At 70.5% G+C, this 16,251-nt stretch carries 14 protein-coding genes; 9 read left to right on the forward strand and 5 right to left on the reverse strand.

Features of this window, described 5'->3' with window-relative positions:
- Positions 1–18 precede the first annotated feature (18 nt).
- Both ilvA and ACWZJV_RS27385 read left to right on the forward strand, forming a co-directional pair.
- Positions 19–1,275: a threonine ammonia-lyase IlvA gene (ilvA, locus tag ACWZJV_RS27380; RefSeq protein ID WP_457179627.1), complete on the forward strand. Its 1,257-nt coding sequence runs from the start codon at positions 19–21 to the stop codon at positions 1,273–1,275.
- The gene (locus ACWZJV_RS27385; RefSeq protein ID WP_457179628.1) at positions 1,275–2,465 is read left to right on the forward strand and encodes a hypothetical protein; all 1,191 of its coding nucleotides are present in this window, start codon (positions 1,275–1,277) and stop codon (positions 2,463–2,465) included. Before ilvA ends, ACWZJV_RS27385 begins: the two co-directional genes overlap by 1 nt.
- Here the strand turns inward: ACWZJV_RS27385 and corA are convergent.
- Positions 2,462–3,442, reverse strand: coding sequence for a magnesium/cobalt transporter CorA (gene corA / locus ACWZJV_RS27390; protein ID WP_196874294.1), 981 nt, complete (start codon positions 3,440–3,442; stop codon positions 2,462–2,464). The genes ACWZJV_RS27385 and corA overlap by 4 nt on opposite strands.
- 69 nt (positions 3,443–3,511) lie before the next feature.
- On the opposite strand from corA, the gene ACWZJV_RS27395 reads away from it, so the two are divergent.
- Genes ACWZJV_RS27395 through mshC form a run of 4 tightly spaced genes read left to right on the forward strand, consistent with a single transcriptional unit; the run spans position 3,512 to position 6,922 of the window.
- Positions 3,512–4,252 (forward strand): histidine phosphatase family protein, encoded by a 741-nt coding sequence (locus ACWZJV_RS27395; protein WP_008361280.1) that lies wholly within the window; start codon positions 3,512–3,514, stop codon positions 4,250–4,252.
- Between the two features lie 9 nt (positions 4,253–4,261).
- Entirely contained in the window at positions 4,262–4,867 is a 606-nt protein-coding gene (locus ACWZJV_RS27400; protein WP_196874292.1) for a DUF3090 domain-containing protein, read from the forward strand.
- Positions 4,868–4,889: 22 nt separating this feature from the next.
- Positions 4,890–5,657 (forward strand): SCO1664 family protein, encoded by a 768-nt coding sequence (locus tag ACWZJV_RS27405; RefSeq protein ID WP_457179629.1) that lies wholly within the window; start codon positions 4,890–4,892, stop codon positions 5,655–5,657.
- 32 nt (positions 5,658–5,689) lie between these two features.
- Positions 5,690–6,922, forward strand: coding sequence for a cysteine--1-D-myo-inosityl 2-amino-2-deoxy-alpha-D-glucopyranoside ligase (gene mshC, locus ACWZJV_RS27410; RefSeq protein WP_457179630.1), 1,233 nt, complete (start codon positions 5,690–5,692; stop codon positions 6,920–6,922).
- Between the two features lie 74 nt (positions 6,923–6,996).
- Here mshC and ACWZJV_RS27415 read toward each other — a convergent pair whose 3' ends face one another.
- Positions 6,997–7,845 carry a PAC2 family protein gene (locus ACWZJV_RS27415; RefSeq protein ID WP_008361272.1) on the reverse strand — a complete coding sequence of 283 codons (849 nt, stop codon included), beginning with the start codon at positions 7,843–7,845 and terminating at the stop codon, positions 6,997–6,999.
- Between the two features lie 189 nt (positions 7,846–8,034).
- Between ACWZJV_RS27415 and metH the strand changes: the two genes are divergently transcribed.
- The gene (metH, locus tag ACWZJV_RS27420) at positions 8,035–11,748 is read left to right on the forward strand and encodes a methionine synthase (RefSeq protein ID WP_457179631.1); all 3,714 of its coding nucleotides are present in this window, start codon (positions 8,035–8,037) and stop codon (positions 11,746–11,748) included.
- Positions 11,749–11,925: 177 nt separating this feature from the next.
- Here metH and ACWZJV_RS27425 read toward each other — a convergent pair whose 3' ends face one another.
- The gene (locus ACWZJV_RS27425) at positions 11,926–12,738 is read right to left on the reverse strand and encodes a hypothetical protein (protein WP_457179632.1); all 813 of its coding nucleotides are present in this window, start codon (positions 12,736–12,738) and stop codon (positions 11,926–11,928) included.
- A gap of 51 nt (positions 12,739–12,789) precedes the next feature.
- Between ACWZJV_RS27425 and ACWZJV_RS27430 the strand changes: the two genes are divergently transcribed.
- The gene (locus ACWZJV_RS27430; protein ID WP_196874287.1) at positions 12,790–13,191 is read left to right on the forward strand and encodes a TIGR03668 family PPOX class F420-dependent oxidoreductase; all 402 of its coding nucleotides are present in this window, start codon (positions 12,790–12,792) and stop codon (positions 13,189–13,191) included.
- Positions 13,192–13,201: 10 nt separating this feature from the next.
- On the opposite strand, the gene ACWZJV_RS27435 is transcribed toward ACWZJV_RS27430, so the two are convergent.
- Positions 13,202–14,155, reverse strand: a complete 954-nt coding sequence (locus tag ACWZJV_RS27435) for a protein kinase family protein (RefSeq protein ID WP_050800921.1) — start codon at positions 14,153–14,155, stop codon at positions 13,202–13,204.
- Between the two features lie 127 nt (positions 14,156–14,282).
- Between ACWZJV_RS27435 and ACWZJV_RS27440 the strand changes: the two genes are divergently transcribed.
- The gene (locus ACWZJV_RS27440) at positions 14,283–15,545 is read left to right on the forward strand and encodes a PucR family transcriptional regulator (RefSeq protein WP_457179633.1); all 1,263 of its coding nucleotides are present in this window, start codon (positions 14,283–14,285) and stop codon (positions 15,543–15,545) included.
- On the opposite strand, the gene ACWZJV_RS27445 is transcribed toward ACWZJV_RS27440, so the two are convergent.
- The gene (locus tag ACWZJV_RS27445) at positions 15,514–16,164 is read right to left on the reverse strand and encodes a DUF1345 domain-containing protein (RefSeq protein WP_457179634.1); all 651 of its coding nucleotides are present in this window, start codon (positions 16,162–16,164) and stop codon (positions 15,514–15,516) included. The genes ACWZJV_RS27440 and ACWZJV_RS27445 overlap by 32 nt on opposite strands.
- Positions 16,165–16,251: the final 87 nt, after the last annotated feature.

Below are 16,251 nucleotides of genomic sequence, written 5' to 3' on the forward strand. Positions count from 1 at the left end.
CGTGACAAACTCAGGCATGTGTCTGAGTCTGGCAAGAAGCCTGCCGTAACACCCGCAGCGATCGAGGAAGCCGCCGCGCGCACGATCGCCACGCGCACGGCGGTCGAGCGGTCTGTCAGACTCTCGGAGAGGTACGCCGCCGAGGTCCTGCTCAAGCGCGAGGACCTGCAGCTCGGGCGCTCCTACAAGGTCCGGGGCGCCTACAACCTGATGAGCTCGCTGACGCCCGAGGAGCTCGAGCGCGGCGTCGTGTGCGCCTCCGCCGGGAACCACGCCCAGGGCGTGGCGATCTCGTGCGCCCGCCTCGGCGTGCCCGGCCACATCGTGGTGCCGACCAACACGCCCAAGCAGAAGCGCGACCGCATCACCGCTCTGGGCGGCTCGCAGGTGACGCTCACGCTGCACGGGTCGACCTACGACGAGGCCTCGGCCTATGCCTACGAGCTCGGGCGCGGGCTCGGCGCCACCTATGTCTCCGCCTTCGACGACCCCCGCACGATCGCCGGGCAGGGCACGGTCGGCTACGAGCTGACCTCGCAGATCACCTCGCCCCTGGATGTCCTGCTGCTGCCGGTCGGTGGCGGCGGGCTGGCCTCCGGCGTCGCGACCTGGGTGCGCGAGGTCTGGCCGCAGACCCGGATCATCGGCGTCGAGCCCGCGGGTGCCGCCTCGATGGCCGCCGCGATCGAGGCCGGTGGGCCGGTGCGGCTGGACACGCTCGACACCTTCGTCGACGGGGCCGCGGTCGCGACCGCGGGGACGGTGACGTACCCGATCGTCAAGGAATACGTCGACGATCTCGTCTCCGTGCCGGTCGGCGCGATCTGCGTGGAGATGCTCGAGCTCTACCAGACCGAGGGGATCATCGCCGAGCCCGCCGGCGCGCTCGCGGTGGCCGCCCTGGGGCAGATCGACCTGCGTGGCGCCACCCGGATCGGAGCCGTCCTCTCCGGTGGCAACAACGACGTCTCCCGCTACGCCGACGTGCTCGAGCGGGCGCTGATCCACCAGGGGCTGCGCCACTACTTCCTGGTCTCCTTCCCGCAGGCGCCCGGTGCGCTGCGCGGCTTCCTCGACGACGTGCTCGCCGACGGGGAGGACATCGTGGTCTTCGAGTACGTCAAGAAGTCCAACCGCGAGCACGGCCCCGCGCTGATCGGCATCGACCTCGACTCCGCCGACGGGCTCGAGGGGCTGCTGGAGCGGATGGGTGCCAGCGACCTGCTCATCGAGCGCATCGAGCCCGACTCGCCGCTGTTCACCTTCCTGCACTGATGATCGCCTCCGCCAAGGTCGCCGCGGTCGGGGTCGCCGTCGGCATCGGGCTCATCTCGGGCTGCTCCAGCCAGGCCGTCGACGCCGGCGGCGACCCCGGCCGGATCACCCACCGTGCCGTCGCGGCGGTAGCGCTCGAGCATCTGCCCACTGACACCTCGACCCGGGCTGCCTCCTACACCGATGAGTCCACGCCGCCCGAGCAGGTCTCGGTCGACCTCCGCTACGGCACCGACGGCGAGTACGACGGCGACCTGGTCAGCGTCGCCGTCTCGGCCCAGCCGCCCGAGGGCAGTGCGGGGTGCCGGAGCGACCTCGGACAGCACTGCGTCGACCTGCCGACCGAGGTGAAGAACGCCGAGATGCAGCTGCGCTGGACCGAGGAGGAGCCCGAGGAGGACCCCGGAGTCGTCGACATCGTGCTGCTGCGCGAGGGCGGCGAGACCGCCTCGATCGGCTACTCCGGGCCCACGATCACCGGCGACCCCCGCAGGCTCGACATGCCGATCGGTGTCGAGACGCTGGTCGGCGTCGTCGAGGACCCGCGCCTGCGCTACCAGGCGAGCGCCTCGACCCTCGCGCTCGGTGAGGAGCTCGACGACTGGAAGGGCGGCGAGCCCGACCCCGACGCGTACGAGCTGGTCCGCAACACCGACCACGGCATCGCCCAGGCCTACGTCGGCGGCCGGGGCGGCTACGGCTACTACCAGGGCGTCATCCGCTCGCCGCTGCGCGAGAAGTTCGGTCCCGACGCCATCGGCGGGCGGCTGCTGCAGCGTTCCTCACCCGGGTTCACGGGCGTGCCGGATGCCGACATCGACGTCCTCGCCGCGCCGGCTACGCCCGACTGGATGACCAGGGAACCCTGCGCGGCGCCCGCGCTGCGCGCGCACTGCGTGACCACGAAGGGACAGCGGGGTCCGCTGGTCTTCGCCTGGCAGCCCGCCACGGCTGACGACGTGGGCTGGGCCTGGATGATCTCGCTGCGCGAGGACGAGGTCGTGGCGGTCCGCTACCGGGGTCCGCGGATGCCGGCCGGGTTCGAGGACGCCGCGGAGCTCACCGAGTGGTACCAGGGCGAGCAGCTCGATGCACAAGGTGGCGAGGCCGATTCGGAGTTCGCCGACGACCTGTCGCTGTGGTGCGACAAGGAGCACCTCGACGCCCGCCCGGTCGAGCAGCTCGACTAGAACCAGCCCGACTTCCGGAAGAAGACCCACAGCCCGGCCATGACGGCGACCATGAGCAGCAGCGCGAACGGATAGCCGAAGGTCCAGGACAGCTCGGGCATGTGGGTGAAGTTCATCCCGTAGATCCCGGCGATGAGGGTCGGTACGACGATCATCGCCGCGCCCGCGGAGATCTTGCGCATGTCGTCGTTCTGCTGCAGCGAGAGCTGGGCGAGGTGGGCCTCGAAGGCGGAGGAGAGCAGCGTCTCGAGGTTCTCGATCGACTCCACGATGGAGGAGAGGTGGTCGAGGACGTCGCGGAAGTAGGGGCGCAGGTCGGGGTCGATGTCACCCTCGCCGTTGGCGAAGCGGCGCACCGGCTCCCGCAGCGGCATCACCGCGCGGCGTACCTCGGCGAGCTCGCGACGCAGGCGGTAGATCCGCGCGGAGTCGTGGGTGCGCTCGTCGGAGAAGACGGAGGTCTCGACCTCGTCGACGTCCTTGGTGAGCTCGGTGGCGACGTCGACGTAGCCGTCGACGATGTAGTCGACCACGGCGTAGACGGCGGAGTAGGAGCCCTCGGTGAGGAGCTGCTCGTCGCTGGTCTCCAGCAGCTCACGCGCCGGCGCGAGCCGGGAGCCGCGACCGTGGCGGACCGTGATCACGTAGTCGGTGCCGATGAAGAAGGCGACCTCACCGGTCTCGACGGCGTCCTCGGCATCGACGTACCAGAGCGTCTTGACGACCAGGAACATCCCGCCCTCGTAGCGCTCCAGCTTGGGTCGCTGGTGGGCGGTGAGCGCGTCCTCGACGGCGAGCGGGTGCAGGCCGAAGGCCTGGGCGACCTCGTCGAGCTCGTACTGGCTGGGCTGGTAGAGCCCGAGCCAGACGAAGTCGCCCGCGTCCTTCACGCCGCTGCGCAGCGTGGCGTAGTCGTGGGGCGCGCAGTCGGTCTTGTCACGCTCACCGGCGCGGTAGAGAGCGCTGTCGACGATCACGCTGTCAGGTTAAGGCATGGGGCCCGGCACTGTGGGCATGCTTCGGCGGGATGGATAGGGTCGCCAACCGTGGCGACGATGATCCTGGTGAGACACGGCCGTACGACGGCGAACGCATCCGGCACCCTGGCCGGACGGCTTCCCGGCGTGAGGCTGGACGAGCGCGGCCTGGAGCAAGCCGCCAAGGCGGCCGAGCGGATCGCGCCCGTTCCGCTCGCGCTGGCGGTCACCAGCCCGATGGAGCGCTGCCAGCAGACGCTGTCGGTGATCCTGGAGGGGCGCGCCGAGCAGCCCGCCGTCGTCGTGGAGGACGGCGTCTCCGAGTGCGACTACGGCGAGTGGCAGGGGGAGAAGATCACCACGCTGGCGCGCCGCAAGCTGTGGAAGACGGTGCAGACCCAGCCCTCGGCGGTCACCTTCCCCGGCGGGGAGTCGATGCCCGCGATGCAGGCCCGGGCAGTGGAGGCCGTACGCCGCCACGACGCCGCCGTCACCGCGGCCCACGGGGACTCGGCGGTCTGGCTGTGCGTGAGCCACGGAGACCTGATCAAGTCGATCCTGGCCGACGCGCTCGGCATGCACCTGGACCTCTTCCAGCGGCTGCACGTCGACCCGGCCTCGATCTCCGTGGTGCGCTACGGCGAGGGCCGGCCCTCCGTCCTGGCCACCAACACCCACGCCGGCGACCTGTCGTGGCTGGCCCCGAAGCCGGCGGCCAAGAAGGGACGCAAGCCGTCGCGCCGCCGCAACGACGACGCGGTGGTGGGCGGTGGCGCGGGTCCCGGCGACGGTTTGGACTCTGCTGGATAAGGTTTGTGCATGCCTGTGATGCACGCCTTCGACCCGCCCGAACGATTCGTCGTCGGCACCGTCGGCGAGCCCGGGGCGCGTACGTTCTTCCTCCAGGCGCGTGAGGGAGCCCGGGTCGTCTCGGTCGCCCTGGAGAAGCAGCAGGTCACCGTGCTCGCCGAGCGGCTCGACGAGCTCCTCGACGAGGTGATGAAGTCGGCGCCCGCCGTGGTGCCTGCGATCGCTCCCTACGACCTCGACGACAACGGCCCGCTGGAGCAGCCGATCGAGGAGGAGTTCCGCGCGGGCACGATGACGCTGGCCTGGGATCCCGACGAGGACAAGGTCGTCCTCGAGGTCTTCCCGATCAGCGAGACCGAGATCATCGCCGAGGTCGACGAGACCGGCCAGCTGGTCGACGAGGACGCCGTGGCGGCCATCGAGCTGGACGACCCGGAGCCCGACGAGGTGCTCCTGGTCCGGATCGCCCCGCGCAACGCCCGCGCCTTCGTCAAGCGGGCCGAGGCGGTGCTGGGCGCCGGACGTCCGAACTGCCCGTTCTGCGGCAACCCGATCGACCCCGAGGGGCACCTGTGCGTCCGGGCGAACGGGTTCAAGCGGCGCGACCCGGTCTGATCCGGTGGAGCCTGCCCCGGAGATGGAGCACAGCGCCCCCGAGAGCGACGGGGCTCTGGAGCTCGTCGGACGGCTGACGACAGCCTCCAACGCGACCTTCCTGGCCACGCTCGGCGAGTCCGAGGTGGTCTACAAGCCGATCGCGGGGGAGCGGCCGCTGTGGGACTTCCCCGACGGCAACCTCGCGCATCGCGAGGTCGCCTCCTACCTGGTCTCCGAGGCGCTGGGCTGGTCGGTGGTCCCCGAGACCTGGCTCGGCGACGGGCCGCACGGCCCCGGGATGATCCAGCGCTGGGTCGACGCCGACGAGAGCGTCGAGCCGGTCACGATCGTGCCCGAGGGCGAGGTGCCGCCCGGCTACCTGAAGGTCTTCGACGGCTACGACGAGCGCGACCGGGTGGTGACCCTCGTCCACGAGGACACGCCCGAGCTGCGGCGGATGGCCGTTTTCGACGCGATCACCAACAACGCCGACCGCAAGGGCGGTCACGTCCTGCCGCTCCCCGGTGGGCACCGCTACGGCTGCGACCACGGGCTGACCTTCCACGAGGAGCCGAAGCTGCGCACCATCCTGTGGGGATGGCACGGGCTGGGCTTCTCCGACGAGGAGCTCGCCGGTATCCGGACGATCCGTGCGGGGCTCTCCGGTGCGCTGGGGCGGGGGCTGGCTGCGTACCTGACGGGGCGGGAGGTCGACGCGCTCGGTCACCGGTGCGAGGTACTGCTCGCCGAAGGGTCCTTCCCGCGGCCGGGATACGACCGACATGTCATCCCGTGGCCGCCTTTCTGAGACACGTGGGCCTCGCCAAGTAGGCTGCACCCATGCGCGCATGGTCTGCACCCGAAGTCCCAGAACTGTCCGTCAAAGGGCCCGAGGTGCAGGTCTATGACCATCAGCGGGACGCCGTCGTCCCGACCGAGGGTCAGGGCCGCCGTTCGCTGTACGTCTGTGGCATCACGCCCTACGACGCGACCCACATGGGTCACGCCAACACCTACGTCGCCTTCGACCTGCTCCACCGGGCGTGGCTCAACGCCGGCTACGAGGTCGGCTACACCCAGAACGTCACCGACGTCGACGACCCGCTGCTCGAGCGTGCCGACAAGGTCGGGATCGAGTGGGAGGCGCTCGCCGAGCGGGAGACCGAGCTCTTCCGGCAGGACATGGAGGCGCTGCGGGTCGTCCCGCCGCAGCACTACGTCGGCGCCGTCGAGTCGATCCCGCTGGTGCTCTCGCTGATCGCCGAGCTCGAGGAGGCCGGCGCAATCTACAAGGTCGACGAGGACGTCTACGCCTCGGTCGCCGTCGACGACGCCTTCGGTGAGGAGTCGCGGATGTCTCGTGAGGAGATGCTCGAGCTCTTCGGCGAGCGCGGCGGTGACCCCGAGCGGCCCGGCAAGAAGGACCCCCTCGACCCGCTGCTGTGGCGCGCCGAGCGCCCCGGCGAGCCGGCCTGGCCCTCGCCCTACGGCCCGGGCCGCCCCGGCTGGCACATCGAGTGCACCGCGATCGCGCTCGAGCACCTCGGCTCCGGGTTCACCGTCCAGGCCGGCGGCTCCGACCTGGTCTTCCCGCACCACGAGATGTCCGGCTCCCACGCCCGCTCCGCGGGCAAGGAGTTCGCCGAGATCTACACCCACGGCGGGATGGTGGCCTACGACGGCCACAAGATGTCCAAGTCGCGCGGCAACCTCGTCTTCGTCTCCGCCCTGCGCAACTCCGAGATCGACCCGATGGCGATCCGGCTGGTGCTCCTGGGCCACCACTACCGCGACGACTGGGAGTGGACCGACGCCAAGCTCTTCGACGCCGTCGATCAGATCGCCGAGTGGCGCAAGGCCGTCGCCCTCGGCCGCGGCGCCCCCGCGGCGCCGGTCGTCGAGACCGTCCTGGGCGCCCTCGCCGACGACCTCGACGCCCCGCGTGCCGTCCAGGCCGTCGACGCCTGGGTCGCCGCGACCCTCGGCGAGGGTGGTCTCGCGGAGACCTCCGACGCGCTCGCCGGCGAGACCATCGCCAAGCTCGTCGACGCGGCGCTGGGCATCAAGCTCTGAGCCGAGACGTCAGATACGTCGGCCGAGACGTCACGGTCGTGACGTCTCGGCCGACGTAGGCGACGCTTCGGCGGTCAGGAGTCGTCGGAGCGCCGCTTGAGGTAGCGCTCGAACTCCCGGGCGATCGCGTCGCCGGAGGCCTCGGGGAGGTCGGCGGTGTCGCGGGCCTCCTCCAGGGAGCGTACGTAGTCGGAGACGTCCTCGTCCTCCTCGGCGAGGTCGTTGACGCCGCGCTCCCAGGCTCGGGAGTCCTCGGGGAGGTCGCCGAGGGGGATCGAGCACTGCAGCAGGTCCTCGAGCTTGTTGATGATCGCGAGGGTGGCCTTGGGGCAGGGCGGGGCGGCGACGTAGTGGGGGACCGCGGCCCAGTAGGAGACCGCGGGGATGTCGCTCTGGACGCAGGCCTCCTGGATCACGCCGACGATGCCGGTCGGTCCCTCGTAGGACGGCGAGTCGAGCTTGAGCCGGTCGACCAGGTCGGGCTCGGTGGCGGTGCCGGAGACCGGGATGGGACGGGTGTGCGGCGCGTCGGCGAGCAGCGCGCCCAGGGTCACCACGAGCTGGCCGCCGAGGTCGTCGACGCACTCCAGGATCTCGCTCACGAACTGCTTCCAGCGCATGTTGGGCTCGATGCCGCGCACCAGGATGATGTCGCGGTCCAGGTCGGGCGGGGAGCAGACGGCGACCTGGGTGGTGGGCCAGGTGATCGTGCGGAAGCCGTTCTCGTCGGTGCCGGTCACCGGCCGGTTCACCTGGTAGTCGTAGAAGTCCTCGGGATCGATCTCGGCCACGACGCGCGCGTGCCAGACGTCCATCAGATGGTCAACCGTGCCGGAGGCGGCATCGGCCGCGTCGTTCCATCCCTCGAACGCGGCGATCACCACAGGATCGACCAGGTCGCGGGTCTCTTCGATCTCGATCACACCTCCACCCTAGTCACCGGGACCAGAGAGACGGTGTCGTTCATCCTGCGTACACCTTATGAATTCCCACCTGGTGGACTGCCAGTGTCAGGATTCGGAATGAAATGGCATGGCCCGCACACCTACGCCGTAGCGTGTTTCAGGCAAAGCCGTGCACACCACCGTGCCCGCCCGGGAGAGGAAACAAGAGTGAGTCTGCGCCCTGATGTCACCGAGACCCTGACCGCCACCCTGAAGGAGCGGATCATGGTGCTCGACGGTGCGATGGGCACTGCGATCCAACGTGACCGCCCCGACGAGGCCGGCTACCGGGGCGAGCGGTTCAAGGACTGGCACGTCGACCTGATCGGCAACAACGACCTGCTCAACCTGACCCAGCCGCAGATCATCGAGGGGATCCACCGCGAATACCTCGAGGCCGGCGCCGACATCATCGAGACCAACACGTTCAACGCCAACGCGGTCTCGCTGATCGACTACGACATGGTCGACCTCGCCTACGAGATCAACTACGAGGCCACCCGCCTGGCCCGCGCCGCCGCGGACGCCTACTCCACCTCCGACAAGCCGCGCTACGTCGCCGGCGCGCTCGGCCCCACGTCGCGTACGGCCTCGATCAGCCCGGACGTGAACGACCCCGGCGCCCGTAACGTCACCTACGAGCAGCTCCGCGACGCCTACGCCGAGGCGACCCGCGCGCTCCTCGAGGGCGGCTCGGACCTGATCTTCATCGAGACCATCTTCGACACCCTCAACGCCAAGGCCGCGATCTTCGGCGTGCAGCAGGTCTTCGAGGAGTACGGACGCCGCTGGCCGGTCGTCATCTCCGGGACGATCACCGACGCCAGCGGCCGCACACTGTCCGGGCAGGTCACCGAGGCGTTCTGGGATTCCGTACGCCACGCCGAGCCGCTCCTCGTCGGCCTCAACTGCGCGCTCGGCGCCCAGGAGATGCGCCCCTACATCGCCGAGCTCGCCCGGGTGGCGGACGCGTTCGTCTCCTGCTACCCGAACGCCGGGCTGCCGAACGCCTTCGGTGAGTACGACGAGGGTCCCTCCGACACGGCCGGCCACATCCACGAGTTCGCCACCGCCGGGTTCGTGAACCTGGTCGGCGGCTGCTGCGGCACCACCCCGGCCCACATCGCCGAGATCGCCAAGCAGGTCGAAGCGGTCGCCCCCCGCGATGTTCCCGAGGTCGAGCCCGCGCTGCGGCTCTCCGGTCTGGAGCCGTTCTCCGTGACGGAGGAGAGCCTCTTCGTCAACGTGGGTGAGCGGACCAACATCACCGGGTCGGCCAAGTTCCGCAACCTGATCAAGGCCGGCGACTACGACACCGCTCTCTCGGTGGCCGCCCAGCAGGTCGAGAACGGCGCCCAGGTCATCGACGTCAACATGGACGAGGGCATGATCGACGGGGTCGCGGCGATGACGCGGTTCCTGACGCTGATCGCCTCCGAGCCCGACATCTCCAGGGTGCCGATCATGATCGACTCCTCCAAGTGGGAGGTCATCGAGGCCGGTCTGAAGCTCGTCCAGGGCAAGCCGATCGTCAACTCGATCTCGCTCAAGGAGGGCGTCGAGTCCTTCGTCGAGCACGCCGAGCTGTGCAAGCGCTACGGCGCGGCCGCCGTCGTGATGGCCTTCGACGAGGACGGCCAGGCCGACTCCTACGAGCGCCGGATCGCGGTCTGCGAGCGGGCCTACCGGATCCTCGTCGACGAGGTCGGTTTCGACCCCGAGGACATCATCTTCGACCCCAACGTGTTCGCGGTCGCGACCGGGATCGAGGAGCACGCGACCTACGGTGTCGACTTCATCGAGGCGGTCCGCTGGATCAAGCAGAACCTCCCGGGCGCGAAGGTCTCCGGCGGCATCTCGAACGTGAGCTTCTCCTTCCGCGGCAACAACCCCGTGCGCGAGGCGATCCACGCGGTCTTCCTCTACCACGCGATCGAGGCGGGCCTGGACATGGGCATCGTCAACGCGGGTGCGCTGGTGCCCTACTCCGAGGTCGACCCCGAGCTGCGGGACCGGATCGAGGACGTCGTGCTCAACCGGCGTGCCGACGCCGCCGAGCGGCTGCTGGAGATCGCCTCGAAGTACAACAAGGACTCACCCGAGGCGGAGGCCAAGGCCGAGGCCTGGCGCGAGATGCCGGTCGGCGAGCGGATCACCCACGCCCTGGTGAAGGGCCTGGACGCCTACGTCGAGGCCGACACCGAGGAGCTCCGCGCCGAGATCTCGGCGCGCGGCGGCCGTCCGATCGAGGTCATCGAGGGCCCGCTGATGGACGGCATGAACGTCGTCGGCGACCTGTTCGGCGCCGGCAAGATGTTCCTGCCGCAGGTGGTCAAGAGCGCCCGGGTGATGAAGAAGGCGGTCGCCTACCTGATCCCGTTCATCGAGGCCGAGAAGCGACCCGGTGACGCCGAGACCAAGAACGGCACGATCGTGATGGCCACGGTCAAGGGCGACGTCCACGACATCGGCAAGAACATCGTCGGCGTGGTGCTGCAGTGCAACAACTACGAGGTGATCGACCTCGGCGTGATGGTGCCGGCGCAGAAGATCCTCGACGCCGCCAAGGAGCACGACGCCGACATCATCGGCCTCTCCGGCCTGATCACCCCGTCGCTGGACGAGATGGTCGGCTTCGCCACCGAGATGCAGCGCGTCGGGCTCGACCTGCCGCTCCTCATCGGCGGCGCGACCACCTCGCGTGCCCACACCGCGGTCAAGATCGACAAGGCCTACGACGGGCCGGTCGTCTGGGTCAAGGACGCCTCGCGCTCGGTGCCCACCGCGGCCGCCCTCCTCGACGCCGGCCGGCGCGAGAAGCTGATGGCCGAGGTCAAGGTCGACTACGACTCGCTGCGCGCGCGGCATGCCGAGCGGAGCGAGCGGGCCTCCCTGACGTACGTCCAGGCGAAGGCCAACAAGCCGGAGGTCGACTTCTCGACGCTGCCGGTGGCGCCGTCGCAGCCGGGTGTGCACACGCTTCTGGAATACCCGATCGCCGAGCTGCGCGACTACATCGACTGGCAGCCGTTCTTCAACGCCTGGGAGATGAAGGGACGCTTCCCCGACATCCTCAACAACCCCGCCACCGGCGAGGCCGCGCGCAAGCTCTTCGACGACGCGCAGGAGATGCTCGACAAGATCATCGAGGAGAACTGGCTCGAGGCGCGCGGCGTCTACGGCCTCTTCCCGGCCAACTCGACCGGTGAGGACGTGGTCGTCTACACCGACGACTCCCGCACCGAGGAGCGAGCCACGCTGTTCCAGCTGCGGCAGCAGGGCCAGCACCGGGAGGGCGTCGCCAACAAGTCGCTGGCCGACTACGTCGCGCCCGTCGGCGAGGGCAGCGACCACGTCGGCGCCTTCGCGGTGACCGCCGGCATCGGTCTGCCCGAGCGGGTCAAGGCGTTCAAGGACGACCTCGACGACTACTCGGCGATCATGCTGGAGGCGCTTGCCGACCGGCTTGCCGAGGCGTTCGCGGAGCGGCTCCACCAGCGCGTCCGCACCGAGTTCTGGGGCTACGCCGCCGACGAGGGCGGCGACGGCAAGCTGCCCAACGAGGACCTGATCGCGGAGAAGTACGCCGGCATCCGCCCCGCTCCGGGCTACCCGGCCTGTCCCGACCACACCGAGAAGCAGACCATCTGGTCGCTGCTCGACGTCGAGAAGAACACCGGCATCGAGCTCACCGAGTCGATGGCGATGTGGCCGGGGGCGTCGGTCTCCGGGATCTACTACGGGCACCCTGACTCGCAGTACTTCGTCGTGGGCCGCCTCGGTCAGGACCAGGTCGCCGACTACGCCCGGCGCAAGGGCTGGACGATGGCCGAGGCCGAGCGCTGGCTCTCGCCGAACCTGGGCTACGACCCGGAGGACTGATCCTCCGCGGCGAACGAAAATTCGTTCGGCTCCACGGGTCGAATGAATTTTCGTTCGAGTCCTGCGGGTGAACGAATTTTCATCCGGCCTCGATGCGCGAATGAATTTTCATTCACTCCGATGGGGCGAATGAAAATTCGTTCGCGCCGGTGGAGCGCACCCTTCGGTCGGTCCGCCTCACAGCGCGGTCGGCGGGCCGGCGATCGGGGAGCTGTCGGCGGGGGAGCTGTCGATAGGGGAGCCGTCGATAGGGGAGCCGTCGAGCCAGGACGGGGGAACGCGGCCGACACTGGCGACGTTCCAGAAGGCCGTACGCCGCGTCAGGATCGTGACGAGGTGGTAGCCGTCCGGGTGGCGGGTGAGCACGCCCGCCACAGGCTCGCGGTCGGGATCCAGCGCGAGCGGGATGACGTACGCCCAGGTCTCGGTGGCGGGATACCAGTAGACGCCGACGGTGGAGGCGTCCCAGGAGCCGAGCGACGCATTCGCCTCTGCGACGGCCGGCCGGAGCCGCGCCAGCAGCTGCTGAGGCTCCATGCCGGCGCGATCAGCATGGTCGTAGGCGATGTGGAGACCGCCGACGGAGGTGATCCGTGCGGCCCGGTCGAAGGCCGGCGGCACCCAGCTCTCCAGCGCGGTGCGGCACCGTTGACAGTCGTCGTCGCGGCTCCAGTCGGCGAACTCGACGTCGTCGACGGCCAGATCCTCGCCGCGGCTGGTGACGAGGACCAGCCGCAGCCCGTCCTGGTCGCGCAGGGGCAGCGGGTTGTGCTCGAGCCCGTCGCGGAAGTGCAGCAGCGCGGAGGCCTCGTCGACCCCGACCCGGTGGACGACCGCGCTGCGCAGCCCCTGCAGCTGCGCCTTCGGCGACTCCCGGCGGAGCAGCGACGGATCGACCAGGTCGGCCAGCCACTCGACCAGGTCGACAGTGAGCAGCCGCTCGGCCTCAGCGGGCAGCACGGGGGAGGAGGTCGGAGCGCATGCGGACACGGTAGCCGCCGGGCTCCGGCTCGTCCGCCTCGGCGTGGATAGGCTCGACCGGTGCGACACGACGAGCAGTGGGCCAGGGAACGGTTCGCGGAGACCCGCGTAGCGCGGCTGGCGACGGTCTCGGCCGACGGTGCGCCGAGGATCGTACCGATCGTGTTCGCCCTGGCAGGGGAGGAGATCCTCACCGCGGTCGACCACAAGCCCAAGTCGACCACCCGGCTGCGCCGGCTCGACGACATCGCGGCCAACCCGGCGGTGTCGCTGCTGGTCGACGCCTACGACGACGACTGGTCGCAGCTGTGGTGGGCCCGAGCGGACGGCGTCGCGCGGGTGCACGCGACCCACGACCTCGCTCCGCTGGTCGCCAAGTACGCCGACTATCGCGAGCGGCCGCCGGCCGGGCCGGTCATCGTCATCGAGGTGAAGCGGTGGTCCGGCTGGTCGGCGACCTGAGCCCGAGTGCTCAGCGCGACTGACGGCGGAAGGGCCGCAGGATCTCCCCGCTGGGCGACGGCCCGCGCGAGCGCATCGCCGGGGGCACCGGTGGCGGCATCTGCGCAGGCATCTGCGGCGGCATCGGCGGAGCAGCCCCGGCCCAGGGGGTGCGTACGTCCAGGACGGTGGCCCACTGCGACGCGGTCGGGCGGAGCCCGGGCGGACCGGCGGCCTGGTCCATCAGCCGGGTCAGCGGGCCGACCAGGATGCCGGCCTCGCCGGCGAAGGTCAGGTCGGGCCTGTGGCCGGGGGCGGCGTTGCGGTCGCCGGTGAGCACCCGGGCGATCGTCAGGGCCAGCTTGAACCGGTCGCTGTCGGCGGTCGGCGGCCGGCCGATGTTGCTCGGGTCCTCCCAGCCACGGGTGTCGGCGGGCGGAAGCACGCCGTCCTCGCCCGCCGGACGGATCCCGTCGCAGTCGAGCAGCATCACCCGCGGGACCGGCGAGACCGACCAGGCGATGTTGCGTGGCGAGAGGTCGCCGAGCACGAGCCCCTGCCGGTGCAGGGCGTCCATCACCGCGGCCAGGGCGCGCATCAGCAGCACCCGCTCATAGACCCCGGGACTCGGTACGTCGCCCGTGTTCACGAGCAGACCCAGCTCGGCCAGCGCCGTGGTCGGCCCGAACCCGGCCAGGAACGGCTCGTGGACCCGCTGCATCAGGAAGCCCGCCGTACGCAGTCCGTCGAGCACGACCGTGTGCGGCCAGGCGGCGAAGTGGTCCACCTGCAGACCCTCGCTCACGACGAACCCGCGAATGCGCACCAGCTCCGCCAGGGCCCGGCCGTCCACGAGACCCAGCTCCCGCGTGCGGTAGAGCTTCGCGACCGTCCCGGGGTGGTCGGCCAGCTCGATGATGCGGCCTTGTGAGCCCTGGGCGATATGGCGTCCCAGACTCAGGTCGCTGAGCTGGATTTCGTTCACGGAACCTCCGGCACCAGTCGTAGGTAGGCAGATCGTACGTGGCTCGGCGATGCCGTGCCGAGTCGACGGCCCAACTGATGGCACCCGCTGATGACAGGATGGTCACCGGATCGACGAAGGAGGGCGTGTGACACGACAGGACGGACGGCTCCGGCTCGCGGCTTGGGCGGAGAAGAACCTCGCCCGGCTCGCCGACGAGGCGTGCGCCCAGGTCGCCGAGCGGATCGCGACCTACTACCGCGACCAGGGCAACGGGCTGGTCTCCCTCGACGAGCTGCGACAGTCCTTCGCCCACAACCTCCGGTCGGTGGTCGCCGCGATCGGCGACCCGCACGCCCAGCTCGACCTGGAGGCCTCCGAGCGCACCGGCCGGCGCCGGGCGCAGCAGGGGGTGCCCCTCCCGGAGGTGCTGCGCGCCTACCGGATCTGCTTCGCCGCGCTCTGGGACGCGCTGGTCGAGCACGTGCAGCAGACCCGACAGCCGGCGCTGACCGACGCGCTGATCGCCACTGCCGGCGTCATCTGGCGCTTCACCGACGAGCACGCCGTCGTCCTGACCGAGGCCTACCGGGCGGCCACGGCGGAGCTCATGCTCGCCGAGCAGCGGCGCCGCTCGGCGGTCGTCGAGGCGGTCCTCACCGGGCGCCCCGGCCCCGAGTCGGGTCCCTGGGAGGCCGCGGCACTGCTGGGCTTCCCGGCCGACGCGCTGCTGATCGTGGTCGCCGCCGAGACCCACGGGCTCGCCAAGGAGAGCCTGGTCAACGTCGAGCAGCGCCTCGCCGAGAAAGGCTTCGTCTCCGGCTGGCGGCTGACCCCGGCGCAGCAGCTCGGCATCGTCTCCTTCCCCCAGGAGCGCCAGGAGGAGGTCCTGGAGACGCTGCGCGGCTTCGCCGGTGCCCGCACCGGGGTGAGCCCACCCTACGCCTCGCTGCCGGAGACTCCTCGAGCCCTGCGGCTGGCGCGGGCGGCGCTGGCCGGCCTCGAGCCCGGGCAGGCCGGGCTGCGGTCCTTCGACCACAGCCCGCTCGCCGCGCTGGTCGTCTACGAGCCGGCCGAGGGCCGCCGGCTCGCGGAGACCGTGCTGGGGGAGGTGCTGCGCCAGCCCGCCGAGGACCGGGAGCTGCTGCTCGAGACCCTCGACATGTATCTGGAGCAGTCCGGCTCCGCCGAGCGTGCCGCCACGCTGCTCTACTGCCACCCCAACACGGTGCGCAACCGGCTGCGCCGGATCCAGGAGCTGACCGGTCGGTCCCTGACCGAGCCGATGGACGTCGCCGAGCTGGCGGCCGCCGCCTACGCGCTGCGGGTGGCCTCGGCGACCGAGCTGTGGGCGACCCACGCCCGGAAGCCGCCGGGCGTCAGCCCGCTGCGATCCCGGCCACCAGGTTGATCGTGCTCGCCAGCACCACCGCACCGAAGATGTAGGAGAGCAGGGTGTGCCTCAGCACGACCGCGCGGATCCCGGAGCTGGTCACCGAGGTGTCGGAGACCTGGTAGGTCATCCCGAGGTTGTAGCTGAAGTAGAAGAAGTCGCGGTAGGCCGGCGCCTCGTCGGAGTTGAAGTCGATGCCGCCGTCGCTGGCCGCGTAGTAGAGGTGCGCATAGCGCGCGGCGTACATCAGGTGCAGGCTGGCCCAGGCCAGGAAGACGCCGACGAGCGCGATCGCCGCGGCGAGGCGACCCTGGGCCGAGTCGCCGACGACCAGCAGCATCACGATCCCGAGCAGCCCGTACAGCGAGATCGCGACCACGACGAGCTCCTCGGCCGCCGGCCGGAAGTCCTCGCGGCGGGTGTTGGCCCGGGTCGTGACGGCGTCCAGGGGCCACAGCGCGAACCACCCGGACGCGACGAACACCGCGTGGACGGCAGCGACCCCGACAAGCGTGCCGATCTGGGCGTCGACGAGGAGTACGCCGGCCGCTGTTGCCAGGGCTCCGGTCAGCAGCGAGCCGGCCAGCCGGACGCCGGCGGTCGACGGGAGGGGCGTGTGTGAACTCGTCCGACTCACGCCTGCAGGCTACCTGTCGTCGTCCCCCGCCACAGCGGTCGATGTGGGACCGGACACCGACTCTGGTCAGCAGCGGCCGAAGCGGCC

The sequence above is a fragment of the Nocardioides sp. WG-D5 genome, from assembly GCF_054031175.1.